A 22,929-nucleotide genomic window follows, 5' to 3' on the forward strand; every position below is an offset into this window, starting at 1 on the left:
TCACTCTTTTTAGAAAATTAATATTATACACATTATAGCTTACATGTATCCTATATTTCAGTATAAAAAAGTCACATAGAAGTGTTTATCTCCTATGTGACTTTACTTTAATTATTTATTTATAATTTACCATGAAGTATTTTTTCTTACCACGACGAATAATTGTAAATTCATCATCAATTTTATCTTCACTACTTAATTCGTAATCCACAGATTGCTGTCTTTCGCCATTAATATAAATTGCACCATTATTAACGTCCTCACGTGCTTGACGTTTAGACGAAGCAATACCAGTTTCAATTAATGCTTCAATAATGTTTGTAGTATCAGCTGATAATTCAACTTGTGGTACATCTTTGAAACCTTCTTTTAATTCTTTACCAGATAATGATTTTAAATCACCACTAAATAATGCTTGAGAAATACGAATCGCGTCATCTAAAGCTTCTTGACCGTGGATAAATTTAGTTACATTTTCAGCTAAAGCTTTTTGAGCTTCACGTAAATGAGGTGCTTCATCTCTTGATTGTTCTAAACGTTCAATTTCTTCTTTATCTAAGAATGTGAAATATTTTAAGAATTTGATTACATCTTCATCTGATTGGTTAATCCAGAATTGATAGAATTCGTAAGGACTTGTTTTATCTGCATCTAACCATACCGCACCAGATTCTGATTTACCGAATTTTTTACCGTCAGATTTTGTTACTAATGGAATTGTTAAACCGTATGCTTCCGTTTGACCATACATACGACGCATTAATTCAATACCACTTGTAATGTTACCCCATTGGTCTGATCCACCTACTTGAATTTTACAATTTAATTCACGATTTAAATGACCAAAGTCAATCGCTTGTAAAATAGTGTATGTGAATTCAGTGTATGAAATACCATTTTCTAAACGTGATTGAATTGAATCTTTACCTAACATATAGTTAACCCCTACATGTTTACCATAATCACGTAAGAAGCTAATTAATGAGATTTGGCTTAACCAATCTTTATTGTTAACTAAAACTGCGCCTTTTTCAGTGCCAAATTCAAATAATTTATGCATTTGTTTACTTAAAGCTTGAACATTTACTTCAACTTGATCTTCTGTTTGTAACACACGTTCTTCTGATTTACCAGAAGGGTCGCCAATCATACCTGTACCTCCACCAATCAGTACAATTGGACGGTGTCCGTGTTCTTGGAAACGACGTAAAGTCATGAATGGTAATAAATGACCGATGTGCAAGCTATCTGCTGTTGGGTCTGCGCCACAATATAAAGTTACTTGCTCTTTATTTAAAAGCTCTTCAATACCTAGTTCGTCAGTTTGTTGGTAAATTAACCCTCTCCACTGTAATTCTTCAATTAATGCGTTTGTCACGATGACGTCCTCCTCTAAATGTAATTATAATATTGAATAAAGATTTAGCATTTTCATAAATAAAAGCGCCCCTACATTAAAAAATGTAAGGGCGCTTGGTTGCACGTTACCACCATACTTAAAACAAACCAATACTATAATACCACTCACAAATAGCTTTATAAATGATATTCAAGCATAGCTGTTCACTCTCTTAATGATACGTTCATTAATAAAACGTAGGATAATTCTTAATAAGGTGTATTCATACAAAAGTAAGTGTTAGTTCACAGCACCCACTAACTCTCTGGGAATCTTACTAAAATACTACTTCTCCTTTTATCCAATATATATTGAATTGCTTTTAATTATAGGTAAGAGATGTTTAAAAGTCAACTTCATGAATGTGGTATACTATATTTAAATTTTAGGAGGTTCGAGATGAAAGTACGTTTAACTCAAGCATATAGAAGTGAAAAATTAAATACTTTTGAAAAAACCTACAAAAAGTTAAAACATATTTGTGTAGGACTTTTTAGTGTTGCTTTATTATTCACTGTTATCGGTTTTATTGGTACTGTATTGTATTTTCATCACTTAACACATGAAGCCTCACAAATAAGTAATACTGAACTTAGAAAAAGAGTACTCCACTTTGCTGGTGACGATCTTTTAAATCATGATAATAAAAATATTTTACAAGAATATGATCGCTCTCAAAACTCGTTAATTGTAGGTCCTGCACATGTTAGTCCAAATGTTATCAAAGCATTAACTTCATCTGAAGATACTTTATTCTATAATCATAGGGGTGTTTTACCTAAAGCATTAGTACGAGCTATGGTACAAGATGTATTTAATTTAAAGCAAAGTACAGGTGGAAGTACGATTACTCAACAATTGGTGAAAAACCAAGTGCTTACTAATAAAAAAACTTATAGTCGTAAAGCGAATGAAATCATATTAGCGATGCGTTTGGAAAAAATTTTATCTAAAAATGAGATTATTTATACATATTTAAATATTGTGCCTTTTGGTCGTGATTATGAAGGGGCTAACATTACTGGCATTGCTTCAGCGTCATATAGTTTATTTGGCGTGCCACCTTTTGAACTAAACATTGCGCAATCTGCTTATTTAGTAGGCCTATTACAAAGTCCCTATATGTATACGCCTTATGATACAGATGGCAGTTTAAAATCGCCAAGTGAAGTTGAATTTAGTATTCATAGACAACATTATGTATTAAAGAGAATGTTGGTTGAAGGTGTGATTAGCAAAGAAGAGTATGTGCACGCTAAGAAGTATAATATTTATCATCATTTACTTACTAACCCTAAGTTACATAGTACGAAGCAAACGTCTGCGTAAATTAGTTCGCGTACTGGGTTCTGTCTTTTCAAAAAAGAAAAAGAGCAGTAGAGATAATCTCTACCACTCTTTGTTAATCATTAAGTTCTAATTAGAATAAACCTACTGCATGTCCGTCTTCTGTAACGTCCATGTTTAATGCAGCTGGTTTCTTAGGTAAACCAGGCATTGTCATGATTGCACCTGTTAATGCAACGATGAAGCCAGCACCTGTTTTAGCTTCTAATTCTCTGATTGTAATATCAAAATCAGTTGGCGCACCTAATGCAGTTGCGTCATCACTGAATGAGTATTGTGTTTTAGCCATACAGATTGGATATTTACCCCAACCATTGTCAGTGAATTCTTTTAATTGTTTTTTAGCTTTTTTACTAAATGTAACTGAAGAACCACCGTAGATATCTTTAACGATTGTTTCAATTTTTTCTTCTAATGATTGATCTAAATCATATAAGAATTTGAATTCGTTAGGTTGTTCGATTACTTCAAGTACTTGGTTAGCAAGGTCTACGCCACCTTTACCGCCTTTTTCCCAAACTTCAGTTAAAGCGATACGTACGTTGTTTTCTTTAGCCCAAGCTTTTACTGCTTCAGTTTCAGCTTCAGTATCGTGGATAAATGCGTTTAATGCGATAACTGGTTCTACACCGAATTTACGGATGTTGTTAACGTGACGTTCTAAGTTAACAATACCAGCTTTAAGTGCTTCAACATTTTCTTCTTTTAAGTCGTCTTTAGCTACGCCGCCATGCATTTTAAGCGCACGAACTGTTGCTACTAATACTACTGCTGATGGTTCGAAACCTGCTTCACGAGCTTTGATGTCGATGAATTTTTCAGCACCTAAGTCTGAACCGAAACCTGCTTCTGTAACTACGATATCAGCTAAGTCACGTGCAGTTTCTGTAGCTAAGATTGAGTTACAACCATGAGCGATGTTAGCAAATGGTCCACCGTGTACTAATGCAGGTGTACCTTCGATAGTTTGTACTAAGTTTGGTTTGATAGCGTCTTTTAAGATCATTGCTAAAGCGCCTTCAACTTTAAGATCTGCAACAGTGATTGGTTTACGTTCGCGAGTGTAACCAATTGTAATACGGCTAATTTTATCTTTTAAGTCGTTGATGTTACGAGCTAAACATAAAATAGCCATGATTTCAGATGCAACTGTAATGTTGAAGCCATCTTCACGAGGTACACCATTTGTAGGTCCACCTAAACCAACTATCACATTACGTAATGCACGGTCATTCATGTCTAAAACACGTTTCCATTCGATACGACGAACGTCGATACCTAAATCGTTACCTTGATGGATGTGGTTATCGATGAATGCTGATAAAGCATTGTTTGCTGTTGTAATTGCGTGGAAGTCCCCGTTAAAGTGTAAGTTAATGTCTTCCATTGGTAATACTTGTGCATAACCACCACCAGTGGCACCACCTTTAATACCGAAAGTTGGACCTAACGCTGGTTCACGTAAAGCAACCATAACGTTTTTATTTAACTCATTAAATGCATCAGATAAACCTACTGTAACTGTTGATTTACCTTCCCCTGCTGGAGTAGGACTCATTGCAGTTACTAATACAACTTTCCCTTTGTTATCTTTAGGTTTAATTTGATTGATATCAATCTTCGCTTTGTAATGACCATATTGTTCTAAAGCAGCTTCAGGAATACCTGCTTTTTTAGCAATTTCTCCAATAGGTTTTAATTCTGATTGATTAGCAATATCTAAATCTGATAAATGTGCCAACTTATTTCAACCCCTTATGATAATTAAAATATTTTTATGTAAGAAGACCTTTACTTGATAGAAGGTTTCTTTAAATCTTACATATTAATAATAACTAACTATATAAGCGATGTCGAATTTTTGTTAGCGTTTCCAAGCATTTGTGTAAAATTTAACTGAAAGTTTAGGTAATTTTTAATTTTTATAAAGATTTAATATGTATATAGTTTACATAATAAAAATATAGTCGTTTTAAATGATTAAAAGACTCCACTATTAAAGTGGACGCTCATTTTCAAAAACAAATTAATCTTCCATCGTACTTAAGTCACCAGCATCTAAATTCAATTCCCATGCTTTGAGCACACGTCTCATAATTTTACCTGAACGTGTTTTAGGTAATTTATCTTTAAATTCAATTTCACGCGGTGCAGCATGTCCTGACAGACCTTCTTTAACAAATTTACGAATTTCTTCTTTGAGCTCGTCAGATGGCTCATATCCTTGTCTTAACGAAATAAATGCTTTAATAATTTCTCCTCTTACTGGGTCAGGTTTACCAATAACCCCTGCTTCAGCTACCGCTTCGTGTTCTACTAATTTAGATTCAACTTCAAATGGACCGACACGTTCCCCTGCTGTCATAATGACATCGTCTACACGGCCTTGGAACCAATAGTAACCATCCTCATCTTTATAAGCTGAATCTCCTGATACATACCAATCACCAATAAAGTAAGAGTCATACTTTTCAGGATTTTTCCAAATTGCATACATCATTGATGGCCAACCTTTTTTAATTGCTAAATTACCCATACGGTTGGGTGGCAATTCATTTCCAGAATCATCAATGATAGCTGCCTCAATACCAGGTAACGGTTTACCCATTGAGCCTAGCTTAACGTTCATTGATGGATAATTGACAATCATATGACCTCCAGTTTCTGTCATCCACCATGTATCAAGTACTCTTTTATCGTATACTTCTTTAGACCATTTAATTACTTCAGGGTTGAGTGGTTCACCCACTGATAAAATTGAACGTAGTGATGATAGATTGTATTTTTCAACGATGTCATCTCCTGCACTCATTAACATTCTTAAAGCAGTTGGAGCAGTATACCAAATTGTTACTTTAAATTCTTCAATCATGTTATACCACTGTTCTGGCGAGAATCTTCCACCGGCAATACAATTCGTCACTCCGTTTAGCCATGGCGCAAATACCCCATAAGACGTACCTGTAACCCAACCTGGATCAGCTGTGCACCAATAAATATCATTTTCTTGTAAATCTAATACATATTTACCAGAAATATAATGTAATAACATTGCTTTTTGAACATGTAATACCCCTTTAGGTTGTCCAGTTGAACCTGAAGTATAATGCAAGATTAAGCCATCATCTTCTTGTAACCATTCGATGTCAAAGTCTGCACTTGCTTGCTTAAGTTCTTTATTAAAATCAACATACCCCTCTTCAACATCTTCGTCTACAACAATGATAGTTTCAAGATGCGACAATTTATCTTTAGGAATTCTGCCTAATAAACTATTTGTTGTAATGACTACTTTGGCTTCACTATTTTCAAGACGATCTGTTACTGCTTTTTCCATAAAAGCTTCAAACAACGGGCCAACGATAGCGCCTATTTTTAAAATACCTAAGAATGCAAAATAAAGTTCAGGTGTACGAGGCATAAAGATAAATACTCTATCACCCTTTTGTACATTTGCTTTCTCAACTAATACATTTGCAGCTTGATTTGATAATGTTTTCAATTGCTTAAATGTATATTGTTCTTTTCTGCGTTCATCTCTATAATTTAAAGCAATTTTATCCCCCTTACCTTCGTCTACATGACGATCAATACATTCATAAGCCATATTCATTTTCCCAGTTTCATACCATGAAAATGCTTTTTTTACCTCCTCCCAGTTAAAATTCGCATATGTGTCTTCGTAATTTCTTAAGTTATAATTACCTTTCTGTGCTTCATAAACTTCTATTTTCATCATAAACTCCCCCTTGTTATAGTGAAAACGCTTTCTTAAAAAGTATTATACCTCAATTTTTGTGTTATTCAAAATTTTTAGATAATTATTACAATTTAAGTTGTTTATTAAACTAAAAATTATATAATATGATTAATCATTAGGTGAAATGGATGTGAATAAATTGAAACACAAAAAAACATACATCACTAAACAAATGAAATTTGATCAATTCAATATAGTTATTGAAGGTCCAATCGCACACGACGATTTGAAACAATTAACTTTTGATGAAGCCTTAAACGCCTTTCGCCCTTCACAAGACCAATTTGAAGCATTACTAGAAATTACACAATTACCTGAAGGTCGTATTTATATATCGAGAATAAATCAACATATTATAGGCTATGTAACCTATCACTACCCCGATGAGTTTGAGCGATGGTCTGAAGGCAACTTACCTTATCTCATTGAATTAGGAGCCATTGAAGTTCATAAAGATTATAGACAATATCACATTGGTGGCGAACTCATTTCTCAAAGTCTTTCGCAAGATGAGTTTGAAGATTACATTGTTTTAACCACTGAATATTACTGGCATTGGGATTTAGCTCAAGCCAAATTAAATGTTTACGATTACAAGAAAATGATGCAAAAATTAATGGCTAAAGGTGGTTTAGAAGTTTTTGCTACAGATGATCCTGAAATTACAAGTCATCCTGCCAATTGTTTAATGGCTAGAATAGGTAACAGAATATCTCTTGACCAACAACAAGCGTTTGATGATTTAAGGTATAAAAACCGCTTTCTCTTTTAAAAAGATAAGTGAAAGGAGTGTAGCATAAATGTTACCTACAAATAAAACAGGCTTTGTCTATTCAGAGGAACTGTTAAACTATCGTTTTAACAACGACCACCCTTTTAACCAAATGAGGTTAAAATTAACAACTGAACTACTTCAGAACATAAACGTTTTAACAGAAGAACATATCATTAGCCCTAGAATTGCAACTGAAGAAGAATTGGCTTTAGTTCATCAGTATGATTATATTCAAGCGATTAAACATGCCTCGCACGGTATCCTAAGTGAAACTGAAGCTCAAAAATATGGTCTAAATTCTGAAGATACATTTCAATTTAGACATATGCATCGTCATAGTGCCAGAATCGTGGGTGGCGCACTCAATTTAGCGGATGCTATTATGGAGGGCACATTACAAAATGGCTGTCATTTAGGTGGTGGTTTGCATCACAGTTTACCCGGGCGTGCTAATGGATTTTGTATTTATAATGATGTAGCAGTAACAGCGCAATATTTGTCTACATATTATCATCAACGTGTAATGATCATCGATACAGATGCACATCATGGAGATGGAACACAGTGGAGTTTCTATACAAGTAATGAAATTATGTGTTATTCCATTCATGAAACCGGTAAATTTCTATTTCCTGGCTCAGGACATTATACCGAAAGAGGCGAAGATTTAGGATTTGGCTATACCGTTAATTTACCATTAGAACCTTATACCGAACATGATAATTATTTAAATATCCTAAGAACTACCGTTAAGAGCGTAATTGAATCTTTTAAACCAGATATTATTTTGAGTGTCCATGGCGTCGATATTCATTATTTAGACCCTTTAACGCACCTTAGCTGTTCTTTAGAAACATTATATGAAATCCCATATATTATTAAACAATTAGCTGATGAGTATACGAATAGTAAAGTAATTATGTTCGGAGGTGGTGGCTATAACATTTGGCAAGTCGTGCCACGTGCTTGGAGCCATATATTTTTAGCCCTTTTAAATGAGCCTATTCGCAATGGTCCTCTTCCTGAAAAGTGGTTAACAAAATGGAGTAGCTATTCACCTGTTAAATTAGCGAAACAATGGACTGAAGATTATCGAGATTATCAGCCTGTGTTAAGGTCTAAGGCAATTTCTGAAAAAAACTTAGAACGCGCTCAACGAATTATTGACTGGTATAGTTAAAATTCATAAAAAAAATTGCGAGTTACATTGTTGTAACTCGCAATTTTATACAACTATTTCGTTGTACCACGATATTCAATTCGATGAGGTAAAACCACATTAGGCTCTTCAATTTCTTCTTCATTCATATACTTAGTTAATAAGCGCATGCCTACCGCACCAATATCATATAATGGCTGAATAATACTTGATAATCTAGGTCTAACCATTTCAACTAAACGAGTATTATTAAAGCTAACAATTTGTAGGTCTTCAGGAACATTTATACCGGCATCTAAAGCACTGTGTAAAATACCAATTGCTTGTTCATCACTAATTGATAAAATAGCATCAGGTAAATTGTCCTTAATTTCATCAAAGACGCGAATACCATCTTTATAACTTTCAGAGCCAGATAATTGTAAAGTCTCATTTAATTTTAAATCATGTTTTTCAAGTGCTTCTCTTAAGCCGTCAAGAACGTCTTCTTGCGCTTTTTTAGAATAATCTCCACTAACTAAAGCAAATTCTTTAGCTCCTGACTCAATGAGATGTTCTGTAATTTCCTTCGCTGCTTCTTTAAAATCAATATTAACTGAAGCAATGTTATCATCTTTACCATTAGTACCTGAAACTACAACAGGAACTGAAGATTGATTAATTAAATCTTTAATTTCTTCTGAAATCGTTCCACCTAAGAAAATAATGCCATCTACTTGTTTACTTAGTAAATTATTGAAAATTTCTTTCTCTTTCTCAGGATCATTATCAGAGTTAGAAATAATTGAGTGATATTTATACATAATCGCAATATCTTCAATACCACGTGCTAATTGAGAGTAATAAATATTTGAGATATCTGGGATAATAACGCCTACAGTTGTCGTACGTTTACTAGCCAATCCTCTTGCAACAGCATTTGGTCTATAATTTAAACGTTTAATAACCTCATTCACTTTTTTACGAGTCTCAGGTTTTACATTTTGATTACCATTTACTACGCGTGAAACTGTCGCCATTGATACTCGAGCTTCTCTCGCAACATCATATATCGTTACTGTCATAATATCCTCCTTGTAAGCGTTTTATTTACTATTATAACGTGTTTTCATTACATTTTCAAAGTTTATCACAAAAATTATTTGTGTCAAATAAATTATTTATTCACATTTATGTCATAATTTAATATTAATTAAGTTATTTAAGTCAAATTAATTCATTCAAAACATATTTTTTTCGTAAAGTATTTAATATCCCGCTATTTAATATCTTATATTCTGGAGGAATAATAAATAAGCTATTCATTTTTAACTAGAAAATAGTATTATAAAATACTTACTTTTCTTAGTAAAATGAATAGCTTAAATGATTAAAAGTTTTTTATTTTACTAACTTAACTTTATTTAAGTTGTTTAGAATTATACATTTCAGCAAGTGGTTTTAATTCATTATAGAATTTATCGAATTCATTTAAATCCATTTGTTGACCACTATCACTAAGTGCTACTGATGGATCAGGATGAACTTCTGCCATAACACCATCTGCCCCTACTGCTAAAGCAGCTTTTGCTGTAGGTAACATGATATCTTTACGTCCAGTACTATGTGTAACGTCAACCATAACTGGTAAATGAGTACCTTGTTTTAAGATTGGTACTGCAGAGATATCAAGTGTATTACGTGTTGCTTTCTCATATGTGCGAATACCACGTTCACATAAGATAATATTTTTGTTACCTTGTGAAGCAATGTATTCAGCAGCAAATGTAAATTCTTCAATTGTAGCTGATAATCCACGTTTTAATAAGATTGGTTTATTCGTTTTTCCAGCTTCTTTTAAGAGTTCAAAGTTTTGCATATTACGTGCACCAATTTGGAAAACATCTAAATATTCATCAGCAATTTCAAAATCAGCAGGATTAACAATTTCACTTACTACATTGAGACCAAATTTATCTTTGACATTTTTTAATATTTTAAGTCCTTCTACCCCTAATCCTTGGAAGTCATATGGAGAAGTACGAGGTTTGAATGCGCCACCTCTAATAAATTTCTCGCCTTTAGCTTGTAAGTCTTTTGCAACTGCATCTACTTGTTCTTGAGATTCTACTGAACATGGACCAAAAACAAAAGATTTATTACCATCACCAATAATACCGCCATTATCGAATTTAACTACAGTATCCTCTGGTTTTAACTTACGTGAAACATATAAATGTTTTTCATTTTCAGATTTTTGTAAATCTGTTGATGCTTTAAAGATTTCTTTAAATAACTGTTTGATAACATTATCATTGAAAGGTCCTTGGTTACGGTCCATCAATTGATTAATCATTTCTTTTTCACGTTGAGGGTCATATACTTTTGTTCCTTGCTTAATTTTTTCCTCACCGATTTTTTGTGCTAATTCGCCTCTTTTAGATAATAAATCTAAAATCTGATAGTTAATCGAAACAATCTCTTCTCTGTATTGTTCTAACTTAGTTGACATTCTTACTCACCTCAATAAAATTCCTTACTTATATATTACTTTAAAGCGATAAAATAATAGTATTTAAATAGTATTCTAACAATTAGATGGCTGTTGTTCAACCGTATTGATAAATAAATTATCTAAAATTTGTGAATTGTCTAACATTTAAGTTGTTTATTTTACTAATGCAGAATAAAAAGAGCAATGCAAATTGCATTTGCATTACTCTTTTGCAATATACTTTAATAATTAATCATTAAAAGTACGTTTATCTATTTTACTTTTAGCTTTTTCAGTTCTTTGTTGTTGTTTAGGTGTTTTGTTACCTTGCTTTTTGTTTGATTGTTTTTTTACACCGTTAGAATTTTCATTTGTATCGTGCGTAATAACACCTTTATCAAATTTAGCTGAAGCATGACTTTGGTTATTTTTCAAATGTGCTTCATCTCTATTGAACTTTTTAGTTACTAACATAGGAATTTTATTGCTTTTAGATTTAGCAATTGGTTTTTCAGCTAATAACTCTTCTGTCTTTTTCGCAACATTTTCATCTTTAGTTAATTTATCTTTTTTAGCGTTCGCAGCTTTAGCTATTCTTTTAGCTAATGGTAAGTTATTTGTATTGTGTGTGTTTGTAACTGAAGGGTTAGCTAAATTATTTTCCGCAGCCTCTGCTTTAACAGCACTTTGTTGAGCAGCAAGTTCTTTAGCAGTTACTTTTTCTTGAGATTTATCTGATTTAGCTTCTGCTTTCGCTTCTTGAATTTCTTGGGCTTGTGGTGATTGGTCTGCTAAGTTATTTGATGTCTCTGCTTTAATTGCGTTTTGTTGTGCAACAATTTCTTCTGCACTATTATTTTCATTATTTCTTTGATGATAGTCATTATTCATAGCTTCAACTTTAGCATCCTGAATTTCATGTGCTTGTGGTGACTGATCTGCTAAGTTGTTTGATGTCTCTGCTTTTATCGCATTTTGTTGTGCTTTCAACTCATCTGAAGTAATATTTGAATTTTTTCTATTTTTGAAGTCATCAATTTTTTGTTTTACATTTTCAATATTTTCTTCAGCTTGACGTCTAATATGATGATAGTTATCTTTAAACTCTTGCTCTTTAGCTTTAGCTTGATCAATTTTATCTTGAGCTTTTGTTTTAGTAAGTAAGCCAATAGCAGAACCGATTAAAGCGCCTGTAATAAAGCTTACTACAAAGTCTTTTCTTGAATTCTTAGTATTGTAAGTATACTGATGACGAGAATTTGTAGTAACTTGACTATTTTGATTGCTTCCTCTATTGTGCAAGTCTTCACCAGTGTTGTTTGTTTCAAATGCATCTCTATCATAATGTCTTGTCGCATTTGTATATTGTGCGTTTTCACGTTGATTTGCACCTTGGTTACGTAAATCATTACCTGTATTGTAAGATTCAAACGCATCACGATTATAATGTCTTGTCGCATTTGTCTGTGCTGAACCATCTTGTTGGTTAGCGCCTTGACCATGTAAGTCATTACCAGTGTTGTTTGTCTCGAATGCATCTCTATCGTAATGTTTTGTCGCATTTGTTTGTGCTACATCACTTTGTTGGTTAGCACCTTGACCATGTAAGTCATTGCCTGAGTTATGTTTTTCAAACGCATCGCGATTATATTTCTTACTCATGCTAATTCCTCCTATAAGAAATGCACTTAAACAAGTACAAACCTCATTTAAGTGCATTTGATTGAATCATATTAATTAAAAGTTTTTCTCAACGTTTGTAGTGTAATTTTGATTTGAATGATTTGCATATTTTGCATCATCAGCTACAGAATTTGTTCTGTAGTTTGCACTTCCTCTGCGGTAGTGTCTATTTTGCCATTTGTCAGCAATTTCCATTGCCACATTTGACCATTGAACTACTTGAGAAATTTTATCTTCATTTTGAGAAATGTTATGTGTAATTGAGTTAGTTACACGATCAACTGAACTATTTAAAGTTTGAACTGAATCGCCAATGCCTTTTACGCCATCAACAACAGAGTTTAAACGTTCAACTTTACCTTGAATATCTTCAGTTAAGCGATTTGCTTTGTGAAGTAAGTCAGTTGATTCACGAGTGATACCTTGAACTTGACCTTCAACACCATCTAGTGTTTTAGCCACATGATCTAAATTCTTTTTAACTGAGATTAAAACTACAAAGATTCCAATACATAAAAGTAAGAATGCAATTGCAGCGATAATTCCAGCAATTGGTAAAATCCAATCCATTAAAAACGCCTCCTAATTACTTTTAAAATAAAAGTCATTAATTATTAATACCCAACATAATTATATATAAACATATTAAAATTCATTTGTAATGCCAATTTTTTCTTCATAAGCGCGTTGAAGTTTTTGAATGTCCCCTGCGCCCATGAATAAAATAACTGCATCTTTAAATTCTTTTAATACGTCAATATTATTTTCATCGATTAATGCAGATCCGTCAATACGGTTTATTAAATCTTGGATAGTTAATTCTCCAGTATTTTCTCGAATAGAACCAAATATTTCACATAAAAATACATGATCAGCTTTGCTTAAGGATTCAGCGAATTCATTTAAGAAAGCTTGTGTTCTAGAAAATGTGTGAGGCTGAAATACTGCTACGATTTCTTTGTTAGGATATTTTTTTCGTGCTGTTTCAATTGTAGCACTAATTTCTCTAGGATGGTGAGCATAATCGTCTACTAATACTTGTTTAGCAACATTTGTTTCATTAAAGCGACGTTTTACACCACCAAATGTTTCTAAAGCCTCTTTAATATTATTTACGTTCATTTTTTCTAAATAACTAATAGTGATAACTGAGAGTGCATTTTGGATGTTATGGTCACCATATTGAGGCGTTAAGAATTGATCATAATATTCACCATTGATATAAACATCAAATTGCGTTCCTTTATCAGTAATTTGAATATTATCTGCATAAACGTCATCGTTTTTACTTAAACCATAATAATAAATTGGAACATCCGCTTCTAATTTTCTTAAATGTTCATCGTCTCCCCAAGCAATAATGGCTTTTTTGACATTATGTGCCATGTTTTGGAAAGCATCAGCTACATCATCTATATCTTTAAAATAGTCTGGATGATCAAAATCAATATTAGTCATAATAGCATAATCCGGGTGGTAACTTAAGAAGTGGCGACGGTATTCACATGCTTCAAATGCAAAATAATCACTTGCCGGTAATCCCATACCAGTACCATCACCAATTAAGAATGATGTCTTTTTGTCACCATTCATAACATGAGACAATAAACCTGTAGTAGATGTTTTACCGTGTGCTCCAGTTACAGCTACAGATGTATATTGACTAATCACTTGACCTAAAAAGTCATGATATTTAATAACATCTAATTTTAAATCATGGGCTTTAACGATTTCTTCATGTGTATCTGGAAACGCATTACCTTGTATTACTACCATGCCTTCTTTAATGTTATCAGCACTAAAAGGAAGAATTTTAATTCCTTTATTTTTTAATGCTACTTCTGTAAATACATAATTTTCAATATCTGAGCCTTGCACTTCATGTCCTAAATCATGCATGATTTGTGCTAAAGAGCTCATTCCTGAGCCTTTAATACCAACAAAATGATAATGCGTCATAACCATAAAACTCCTTTTAAATTAATCTTTCTTTAAATCTTCTTCTGTTATATATACATCTCTTGGTTTCGAACCATTAGCGCCAGAAATATAATTTAACTGTTCTAATTGGTCTACGATTCTAGCTGCACGATTGTATCCAATTTGAAAATGTCTTTGAATTGAAGAAGTAGAAATATGTCCTTCTTTAACCATAAATTCACATACATCATCAAATAGTTCATCTTGAGCTTGTGTTTGATTCTTTTTCAGTAATTCTTTTTCTTCAAATAAATAATTGGGCTCTCTTTGCGCTTTAATGAAATCAACGACTTCATCGATTTCATCATCTGACACAAATGTACCTTGTACACGTATAGGTTTATTCATACCGCTGCCTAAGTAAAGCATATCGCCATAACCTAATAATCGTTCTGCGCCACCACTATCTAAAATAGTACGTGAATCTACGCTTGATGACACCATAAACGCAATACGTGTAGGAATGTTAGCTTTAATTAATCCTGTAATGACATTTACTGATGGTCTTTGAGTTGCGACAAGCATATGGATTCCACATGCACGTGCTTTCTGAGCAATTCTTGCGATAGATTGTTCCACTTCTTGTGGAGCCATCATCATTAAATCAGCTAACTCATCAATAACAATAACAATTTTTGGCATTCTTTGCTCATATGACGCTTTTTTATTGAAAGCAGTAATATTTCTCACATGGTATTGCGCAAATAATTTATAACGGCGTTCCATTTCCTCTACAGCCCATTTTAAACTTTGAGTGGCTGCTTTTACATCTGTAATAACTGGTGACACGAGATGTGGTAAATCATTGTATGGAGCCAATTCAACCATTTTCGGATCAATTAATAATAATCTTAATTCTTCAGGGTGATTCTTATAGAGTAATGACATTAAGATACTATTGATACAAACAGACTTACCAGAACCTGTCGCACCTGCAATAAGTGCATGAGGCGTCTTAGCAATATCCATAAGCAATGGATCATTATTAATACGATTACCCATTGCTACAGTTAATTTAGATTCAGCATTTTTAAATTTATCTGTTTCTAAAATGGATTTTAAGTTAACTTTAGTTGGATTTTGGTTAGGAACCTCAATACCGACTAAACTTGTTCCAGGAATTGGCGCTTCAATTCTAATATCTTTTGCAGCTAGCGCCATTTTTATATCATCCTGCAGTGCTGTAATTCTTGAAACTTTAACCCCTTTTTCAACTGCTAATTCAAATCGAGTAACACTTGGACCTTCAGTAACATTTTGAACTTCAGCAGGCACATTAAAATAATAGAATGCATCATTTAACTCTTGCTTTTTCTCTTCAATCCAAGCTTCATCAATTTCATGAGTTTCAGGGTTCTCAAGTAAATCTAAGCTTGGTAATTTAATGTTTGGCCCTTTTCGAATCGCAGGTTTAGACACTTCAGTTTCAGCATTGTTTGCTTGATTACCTTCTTTAGTTGCACCACTAGCTTCATTTGAAGGTACTGAATTGCTTTCTATTGGAGCTTTTGTTTCTTGTTTAGTAACAATTTCTGTTGATAATGACTTTTCAGCAGTGTTGTCGTTATTACGGTCACTAATTACTTCCTGCGTATCATTAGATGAGTTCTCAGACTGGTTTAGTTTACTATGATTTGAATGATCTGCTTCAGAATTAGTTTGTTGGTTAGCAACTTGTTTACCATTAGAGATAGACGTTTCTACTTTTCTGCCATTATTTACCAGTGTAGAAGAGTTGTCATTATCTTCTTTTTTAACTTTCGTTTCTGGTTTCAATTCAGGCACTGCTACTTTACGTGATTTCTTTTTAAATGCATCCATCATACGCTTTTTATCAGACGGCGTCATAACTACATTAAATGGTTTGCTACCTGGCTTAATTGATTGTTTAAGCGATTTTTTAGGTTGCTCAAGCTGATTTTCATTGTTGTTATGATGCTCATCTGTTGTTGCTTTGTTAGTTACAGTATCATCAATATTAGAAGAATTATTTCCTTCTAAATCATGTGTTTTAGCTTGAGAATTGTCAGCTGAATAATCATTGTATGAATTTCTCATCTCATTTTCTTTTTTGTCTGTATCTTCATGAGGTTTTGTTGCATATTCCGTTTCTGACTCTACTGCATTTTGAACAAAATCATTAGTTTCATGTTGAGTTTGAGATGAATTTGATTGATTTTCATTCATGGTCGAATCATCTTGAGATAAAGTACTGTTTGATGATTCTTCAGCTGAATTATCTTCCTCTTGCGCTTTATAAGAGCCATCTTGAGCTTTATCAAGTTCGCGATAATTCGCTTCATCTATAGTCGTCTCATCACTTTTACTTGAATTATAAGGTGCATCATCTTCGTTATTGTCATGAACCTTGGTGTGTTCATTTGAAACATCCTCAATTTGTCCTTCACTATCTTTATCAACTAATGTTGATTCTTGATTAGAAATTAGTTGAGTAGTGTCATCTAAGTGTTGTACTGAAGAATCTTCTGATTCAAATTGCTTTTTATCTTCTTGAGCATTTTCAACCTTCACATCTTCATCTTTCACTTGTTGAACGCTCGGCACTTGATTTAAATCAATTTCTTCATAATTATACGGTGATGCTTCATTTAAGTCCTCAACTTGTTGTTGCTCTATATCATCAGTGTTTACATTTGTTGATTGTGATTCACGAGACGCCTGAGTAATATCATGAGGTTTCGCTTCAATTACATTGTCTGTATCATTCTCATTTGTTGTAGATGATTGATCTGTCTTTTTACCGAATGATTCATCGTCAAGTGAACTTTCTCCTGTATATTGCTTAGCTTGTTGCGCATACATTTCGTCAATTGCTTTTTGAATATCATCATCTTCATTATTTGCTTGCTGACGCTTATTTTGTAAAGCTTCTTTAAACTTACGTTTTTGTTGCGCTTTACGTTCTCTTTCTTTTCTAATTTCTTCAACAATTTGTGAAGCATAGATATTTTCAATATTAATTGTATTATCTCTTTGAGAATAATTAGGTGTTTTTTCATTTGAAGAGAGAGTCTCGTTAGTTTCTGTATTATCTATTGCATTATCAGACACTTCATTCACTGAAGAATGTTTATCTTCATCTTTTGACACACTAATATTATTATTTTTTGAAAATGTTTCTGCAGGTTTTTCTTCATTATGAGTAACACGTTCTGCCGTATTAGCATAACCTTTAGTTGAATCTGCTTTATTATCCTCTGAATCTTTGGCAGGCGGTATCACGCCATTTCTTATAGGACGACGTTTTTTAGTACCAAAAATAGCAGAAGGAACTTCAGAAGTTTTAAAGCTCGACTTATGATATGTAGAATGAGGACGCGTATTATAACTTGATTTAAAACGCTCTGATTGCAATTTCACACGCTCATAATCATTAAAATTTCGTTGAGAAGTAGAGTATTTACTTCTTTGTGAATTTACGTGATTAGAACTTGACTGAGTAGAAACATTTTCACGTCTATGTGAAGGTCTTTCTTTAATTGAAGGGATACCAGTGTCATCATGATTGGTATATTTTCTTCTACGACGTCTTCTCGTATCTTGAGCGCTATCATAAGCTTGAGTTTGTTCAGAAGCTTGATTAAAGTCGTCATAATGATATGAACCGTAGTCGTATAAATCTTCGTTATTGTATGAAGTATCGTTATGATAGGTTTCATCTTCATTGCTATTCTCTTGATAAATAGCATCTTCAGCCTCATCCGTATCTCTACCAACGTCTATTGGGAAACGAAATTTACCTTTTGGTCGGTCATAAATATCATCATTTTCAGGAAGTAATGCATTATCATCATTCATTTGTGTTTTTGAGTCCTGACGACGTTTGTTTTTACGTCTTAATAATTCTTCATTCGAATTATTATCATTGCCAAATAATTCATCAAACCAACTCATACACTCACATCCTTCCTTTTTTAATCAAAAAATGCTTGACCGACTTGATAATCGTCAGATAGTACCATGATACCTTTTTCTTGAGGCGCATTTGGCAAGTTTAATTCTTTCATGGAACAAACCATACCACTTGAAGCAACACCACGTAATTCAGCGTCTTTAATAACCATACCACTTGGCATAACAGCACCTACTTTAGCAACAACTACTTTTTGTCCGGCTTCAACATTTGGTGCACCACACACAATTTGCAAGTTTTCATTACCTACGTTAACTTTTAAAATACTTAATTTATCTGCATTAGGATGTTTATCTTTAGTTTCAACATATCCTACGACAAATTTAGGTGATAAATCTGCATCTAATTTGTAATCTATACTAGATTTATCGATTGCTTGTTGCAATGCGTCAACCAATTCTGGCGTTAATTTGATATGACCATTTTCTTGAATTTTGAAGTAGTTAGAGAATCCAAAAATATTAAATCCAACTACTTTATCTCCGTCTTTGATAACAACGATATCATTTTGTTTATCATATTCGAACGGACCATTTGTAGGTTCGATTTGTAGGAATGCTACGTCCCCTACCCCTGCATTATTATAAAATAAATTCATTGTAACTCTCCTCTATTTATCTTTATTATTAAACTTTTTACGATTCGCTTCCAAACGCTGAATAACATTAGGATCGCGTTTCTGTTTATTATTTTTACCTAGAATAAATATAGGTTCAAAATGTCCTTTTTCATAACCAAAAGATAATGATGTAATAGGAACTAATCCTTTAGTGAAAAATTCCATAGTTAAATGTGCCATCACATCATAACCTGTTTTATTACGAATATCTGCGATAATTAATACATCTTGATGCGGAACGGCTACTAACATTTCGCCTTCGCACTGACTATAAATCTCATCTAAAAATTTAGTATTTAGAATACGACTTGCATCATATCCATCATTAGAATTCACGAAATAAAAAATATTTCCTTTTACTTCGTCAGTTTTATATTTATTCTGTAATTTACGAATATTAAATAAAGACATTTCTTTAACTTGTTGTTCAGTTATACCTAATTGTTTAAGCATACTTTCGTCAATCAAACGGTAAGATTTACCTAAATCCAGTGCGTAGTAAATGTTAGTTTCTGCAGTATGCTTTTCAATAATAAATGGATGACCTTCTTTAGTTTTTTTATCAAAACTTGCTGAACGAATAACAGGCATAATTTGGATATCTTGCATTTTATTTAGACTATCATCATTCATTTGAGCAATTGCTTCTTCGACATAATAAACAATTTCATCCACTATTTTTTCTTTTTGTTCTTCATACTTGGCAACAATCGCATTTAATTTGATTGTGACGCCTTTATGATTGTCTTGTCTATAAATACGTAACGTTTCTTCTTCGCGGTCGAACTTAAAATCGACATCTAAGCTACTTAAACGTTGTTTAATTTTATCTCTCATTTGAAAGACATTCATTTTTAACACTCCTATTTCGCACCTTATAATATTTTACAATAAATAAGTACCTAATTACAGAGAAATCAAAGTATTACTTAAATAGAATTCTATTTTTCTACTTAAAATGAGGTACAAAATCATTATTATAAAATATTACTTGTACTGATTTAAAAATTCGTCAATTTGTTCAATTGATTTACGTTCTTTTCCAATATAGCTACCTACTAATTCACCTTGTTTAAAGACTAAAAAGCTTGGAATACCCATAATATCATTTTCAATAGCTAAATCGATAAATTCGTCTCTATCTACTGATACGAATTTAAAATCTTTATATTTTTCTTCTAGTTTTGGTAAATCTGGTTCAATCACTCGACAGTCTGGACACCATCCTGCAGTAAATTCAAATACAGTATTTTCTTGTTTTAATTCATTAAATTGTTGTTCAGATTCTAATTTAATCATTTTATCTCTCCTAATATTAGTCTTGATATTGTAATTGTTTAATTGTTTGATCATCTAAATTTAAAATAGCGTATTGCAATAATTCACGTGCCGCATAATAATCTCTAATATCAAATACAGCATCAGTGCTATGAATATACCTTGCACATACGCCTATTACAGCAGTTGGCACACCTTGATTTGCTTTGTGGATTTCTCCCCCATCAGTGCCGCCTGGCGAAATATAATATTGATGCTTAATATTATGTTCTTTAGTTAAATCTAATAAATAGTTTTTAAAGTTAGGCTGAAGAATCATCGTACCATCTTTAATACGGATGAGTGTACCTCCGCCTAATTCTCCAGATAACTGTTGTACTCCTTTAATATCGTTCGCCGGAGAACAATCTACTACAAATGCGATATCAGGTTGAATCATTTCTGTCGCTGCTTTCGCTCCTCTTAAACCTACTTCTTCTTGGACATTGGCACCAACATATAAATCAACATCCAACTCGACATCTTTTAACAATTCTAATATCTCAATAGCAATGACACAACCATATCGATTATCCCATGCTTTCGCACTAAATCGATGCTCTGATAATTGAGTGAAAGGAGTATAAGGTACAATCGTGTCCCCTATTTCAATTCCACGCTCACGTACTTCCTCTGCACTTTCTGAACCAATATCTAACATTAAATCTTTAATCTCAGGCACCGCTTCGTTACCTGTTCTAAAATGTTTTGGGATGTTTGAAACTACCCCAATAACGTGTTCGCCATCTCTATTTTTAACTTGTAAGCGTTGACCTTGCCATATATCATTTGCCACGCCCCCAAGATTTGTAAATTGAATCATTCCATTAGAAGTAATATTCGTAATCATAAAGCCAATCTCATCCATGTGAGCAGCAATCATCACACGTTTAGCATTTTCTTTTTTAGATTTCTTTACGCCATAGAAACCACCCATATGATTAGTTATAAATTCATCTACATATGATTTCATTTCTTGTTTCATATATGCACGCACGTTGTCTTCAAAGCCTGGCGCGCCATGCAGTTCAGTTAATGTTTGAATTCTTTTCAATGTTTTGTCGTTTTGCATTTAAATAACACGCTCCTCAAATGTATTATATCATTTTGAATATGGTAAACTAATGATACGAATTCATTAAGAGAGGTAAGAGGTTATGACACGTCAAACAATTAAATTCATCACAATTCCTGTAGTACTAACAGTTGGCGTTTCTACAGCAATTTTGTTTTATTATCTTCTTGACAATAAAAAAGTCAAACAGCCAAATAAAGTGTTAGACGAAGCTAAATCTTATTTCATGAATATAAGAGGCTCCTACATTCTTCATGAGGCATATGTAGACAATGATAAGTATCCTAATCGTTTAATTTATCAAGGCGGAATCACTCAAGATAAGCACAATAAAATTATAGAATATATCTTCTATGCAGATGCTTACACTGGTGAAATATTAACTATCGAAGAGTTGTAGATAACTGCATATATAAAATAAGTAGCATAGTTCCCCTTTATATAGAGAGGTCTATGCTACTTAATTTTTATACGAGCATTGATTTAATACTTCTTATTTAACCTTCTGATATCCCATCTTTTACTCTATTTTATCTTTCAATTTTCTCTTTTATTGTTTTTCCATCATTTTCATATTTTACAGCGAAATATTTATTATCATGATAATATAAAAACCAATAATCATTTCTTATAAAGTAAGGAATTAATCTCTCTTTTTCACGAATAGATTGCATCGGATAATCATCATATGCACATACCCATAATGGATTGTTATGCGCATGTGTTGGAAAGATGTCTGACATATGCACAGCTTTATCTTCATCACTTTCAATCATCACAATGGATTGACCATAACTATGTCCACCGGTATGCTTCATTTTAACGCCAGGATATACCTCGATTTCTTTATCAAATAGCAACATATTCTCTTCATAAGTGCCACGATTTTTCTTCCAATATGTGGCCTGGCTACGAATATTTGGACTGATAAACTCGTGCCACTCATCCTGTTGGATATAATGTAGTGCGTTTTTGAAGATGGCCTTCCCTTCAACGTCAGTTAGACCAGTAGCATGATCAAAGTGCATATGCGTCATTAATACGATATCAATATCATCCACACTTAACCCATGACGTTTGAGTTCCTCTTCTATTTTACTTTCATAATCAACCGCATAATTTCTGAGTTGCTTATCATTTAATTTACCATTACCTATTCCAGTATCCACTAGAATATTTTTATCACCAGTTTCTATTAATATAGGATAAGTGAGATTAGGTACTTGATTCTTATCATTAACATCATACTTTTTGGACCATAATGGTTTCGGTACAACGCCAAATATAGCGCCTCCGTCCATTTTAGTTGTGCCACCATTCAAAGCATTAACTTCGAATTTCCCTATTTTCATATTTCATTTCCCCTTCTCTTTTTTGAAAATAAAATACTTATACCTTTTGTAAAAAG

18 protein-coding genes are annotated in these 22,929 nt (G+C 32.9%); 4 read left to right on the forward strand and 14 right to left on the reverse strand.

Translation table 11 applies throughout. The features are described from left to right. Positions 1-115 precede the first annotated feature (115 nt). The gene (gene tyrS / locus E2558_RS05175) at positions 116-1,378 is read right to left on the reverse strand and encodes a tyrosine--tRNA ligase (RefSeq protein ID WP_126567118.1); all 1,263 of its coding nucleotides are present in this window, start codon (positions 1,376-1,378) and stop codon (positions 116-118) included. Positions 1,379-1,798: 420 nt separating this feature from the next. Here tyrS and E2558_RS05180 point away from each other — a divergent pair, with 420 nt between their 5' ends. Further along, positions 1,799-2,728 (forward strand): transglycosylase domain-containing protein, encoded by a 930-nt coding sequence (locus tag E2558_RS05180; protein WP_126567119.1) that lies wholly within the window; start codon positions 1,799-1,801, stop codon positions 2,726-2,728. A 91-nt stretch (positions 2,729-2,819) separates the two neighbouring features. Here the strand turns inward: E2558_RS05180 and E2558_RS05185 are convergent, their stop codons facing one another. After that, positions 2,820-4,487: a formate--tetrahydrofolate ligase gene (locus E2558_RS05185; protein WP_126567120.1), complete on the reverse strand. Its 1,668-nt coding sequence runs from the start codon at positions 4,485-4,487 to the stop codon at positions 2,820-2,822. Positions 4,488-4,772: 285 nt separating this feature from the next. Continuing rightward, entirely contained in the window at positions 4,773-6,482 is a 1,710-nt protein-coding gene (gene acsA / locus E2558_RS05190; protein ID WP_126567121.1) for an acetate--CoA ligase, read from the reverse strand. 163 nt (positions 6,483-6,645) lie between these two features. On the opposite strand from acsA, the gene E2558_RS05195 reads away from it, so the two are divergent. Then, entirely contained in the window at positions 6,646-7,278 is a 633-nt protein-coding gene (locus tag E2558_RS05195; RefSeq protein ID WP_126567131.1) for a GNAT family N-acetyltransferase, read from the forward strand. 28 nt (positions 7,279-7,306) lie between these two features. Then, complete coding sequence (locus E2558_RS05200; RefSeq protein ID WP_126567122.1) at positions 7,307-8,461, forward strand: acetoin utilization protein AcuC; 1,155 nt, start codon at positions 7,307-7,309, stop codon at positions 8,459-8,461. A 53-nt stretch (positions 8,462-8,514) separates the two neighbouring features. Here the strand turns inward: E2558_RS05200 and ccpA are convergent, their stop codons facing one another. From ccpA to E2558_RS05250, 10 genes are all read right to left on the reverse strand, one after another. Continuing rightward, complete coding sequence (ccpA, locus tag E2558_RS05205) at positions 8,515-9,504, reverse strand: catabolite control protein A (protein ID WP_126567123.1); 990 nt, start codon at positions 9,502-9,504, stop codon at positions 8,515-8,517. Positions 9,505-9,839: 335 nt separating this feature from the next. Continuing rightward, entirely contained in the window at positions 9,840-10,931 is a 1,092-nt protein-coding gene (locus E2558_RS05210) for a bifunctional 3-deoxy-7-phosphoheptulonate synthase/chorismate mutase (protein ID WP_126567124.1), read from the reverse strand. 231 nt (positions 10,932-11,162) lie between these two features. After that, entirely contained in the window at positions 11,163-12,575 is a 1,413-nt protein-coding gene (locus E2558_RS05215) for a YtxH domain-containing protein (protein WP_242490300.1), read from the reverse strand. A 75-nt stretch (positions 12,576-12,650) separates the two neighbouring features. Beyond that, positions 12,651-13,166 (reverse strand): DUF948 domain-containing protein, encoded by a 516-nt coding sequence (locus E2558_RS05220; protein WP_126566080.1) that lies wholly within the window; start codon positions 13,164-13,166, stop codon positions 12,651-12,653. A 75-nt stretch (positions 13,167-13,241) separates the two neighbouring features. Beyond that, on the reverse strand, positions 13,242-14,555 hold the full coding sequence (gene murC / locus E2558_RS05225) for a UDP-N-acetylmuramate--L-alanine ligase (protein ID WP_126566083.1): 1,314 nt from the start codon (positions 14,553-14,555) through the stop codon (positions 13,242-13,244). Between the two features lie 21 nt (positions 14,556-14,576). Further along, positions 14,577-18,491 (reverse strand): DNA translocase FtsK, encoded by a 3,915-nt coding sequence (locus E2558_RS05230; protein WP_126566085.1) that lies wholly within the window; start codon positions 18,489-18,491, stop codon positions 14,577-14,579. A gap of 20 nt (positions 18,492-18,511) precedes the next feature. Next, the gene (ytpR, locus tag E2558_RS05235; protein ID WP_126566088.1) at positions 18,512-19,108 is read right to left on the reverse strand and encodes a YtpR family tRNA-binding protein; all 597 of its coding nucleotides are present in this window, start codon (positions 19,106-19,108) and stop codon (positions 18,512-18,514) included. A 12-nt stretch (positions 19,109-19,120) separates the two neighbouring features. Continuing rightward, positions 19,121-19,981: a DUF1444 domain-containing protein gene (locus tag E2558_RS05240; RefSeq protein ID WP_126566090.1), complete on the reverse strand. Its 861-nt coding sequence runs from the start codon at positions 19,979-19,981 to the stop codon at positions 19,121-19,123. A gap of 135 nt (positions 19,982-20,116) precedes the next feature. Then, entirely contained in the window at positions 20,117-20,482 is a 366-nt protein-coding gene (locus tag E2558_RS05245) for a thioredoxin family protein (RefSeq protein ID WP_371869264.1), read from the reverse strand. Next, positions 20,445-21,518, reverse strand: a complete 1,074-nt coding sequence (locus E2558_RS05250; protein ID WP_126566093.1) for a M42 family metallopeptidase — start codon at positions 21,516-21,518, stop codon at positions 20,445-20,447. The genes E2558_RS05245 and E2558_RS05250 overlap by 38 nt, the downstream gene beginning before the upstream one ends. An 85-nt stretch (positions 21,519-21,603) precedes the next feature. On the opposite strand from E2558_RS05250, the gene E2558_RS05255 reads away from it, so the two are divergent. Next, positions 21,604-21,921 (forward strand): PepSY domain-containing protein, encoded by a 318-nt coding sequence (locus E2558_RS05255; protein WP_126566095.1) that lies wholly within the window; start codon positions 21,604-21,606, stop codon positions 21,919-21,921. A 130-nt stretch (positions 21,922-22,051) separates the two neighbouring features. Here E2558_RS05255 and E2558_RS05260 read toward each other — a convergent pair whose 3' ends face one another. Then, positions 22,052-22,873 (reverse strand): YtnP family quorum-quenching lactonase, encoded by an 822-nt coding sequence (locus E2558_RS05260; protein WP_126566098.1) that lies wholly within the window; start codon positions 22,871-22,873, stop codon positions 22,052-22,054. Positions 22,874-22,929: the final 56 nt, after the last annotated feature.

Origin of the sequence: Staphylococcus pragensis (assembly GCF_004785665.1) — a bacterium.
In the GTDB taxonomy this organism is placed as follows: domain Bacteria; phylum Bacillota; class Bacilli; order Staphylococcales; family Staphylococcaceae; genus Staphylococcus; species Staphylococcus pragensis.

Coding starts and splice junctions, on each gene's coding strand:
- E2558_RS05180 (WP_126567119.1), top strand. CDS start 1,799: ATGAAAGTACGTTTAACTCAAGCATATAGAAGTGAAAAATTAAATACT.
- acsA (WP_126567121.1), bottom strand. CDS start 6,482: ATGAAAATAGAAGTTTATGAAGCACAGAAAGGTAATTATAACTTAAGA.
- E2558_RS05200 (WP_126567122.1), top strand. CDS start 7,307: ATGTTACCTACAAATAAAACAGGCTTTGTCTATTCAGAGGAACTGTTA.
- ccpA (WP_126567123.1), bottom strand. CDS start 9,504: ATGACAGTAACGATATATGATGTTGCGAGAGAAGCTCGAGTATCAATG.
- E2558_RS05210 (WP_126567124.1), bottom strand. CDS start 10,931: ATGTCAACTAAGTTAGAACAATACAGAGAAGAGATTGTTTCGATTAAC.
- E2558_RS05215 (WP_242490300.1), bottom strand. CDS start 12,575: ATGAGTAAGAAATATAATCGCGATGCGTTTGAAAAACATAACTCAGGC.
- E2558_RS05220 (WP_126566080.1), bottom strand. CDS start 13,166: ATGGATTGGATTTTACCAATTGCTGGAATTATCGCTGCAATTGCATTC.
- murC (WP_126566083.1), bottom strand. CDS start 14,555: ATGACGCATTATCATTTTGTTGGTATTAAAGGCTCAGGAATGAGCTCT.
- E2558_RS05230 (WP_126566085.1), bottom strand. CDS start 18,491: ATGAGTTGGTTTGATGAATTATTTGGCAATGATAATAATTCGAATGAA.
- ytpR (WP_126566088.1), bottom strand. CDS start 19,108: ATGAATTTATTTTATAATAATGCAGGGGTAGGGGACGTAGCATTCCTA.
- E2558_RS05240 (WP_126566090.1), bottom strand. CDS start 19,981: ATGAATGTCTTTCAAATGAGAGATAAAATTAAACAACGTTTAAGTAGC.
- E2558_RS05245 (WP_371869264.1), bottom strand. CDS start 20,482: ATGATCAAACAATTAAACAATTACAATATCAAGACTAATATTAGGAGA.
- E2558_RS05250 (WP_126566093.1), bottom strand. CDS start 21,518: ATGCAAAACGACAAAACATTGAAAAGAATTCAAACATTAACTGAACTG.
- E2558_RS05255 (WP_126566095.1), top strand. CDS start 21,604: ATGACACGTCAAACAATTAAATTCATCACAATTCCTGTAGTACTAACA.
- E2558_RS05260 (WP_126566098.1), bottom strand. CDS start 22,873: ATGAAAATAGGGAAATTCGAAGTTAATGCTTTGAATGGTGGCACAACT.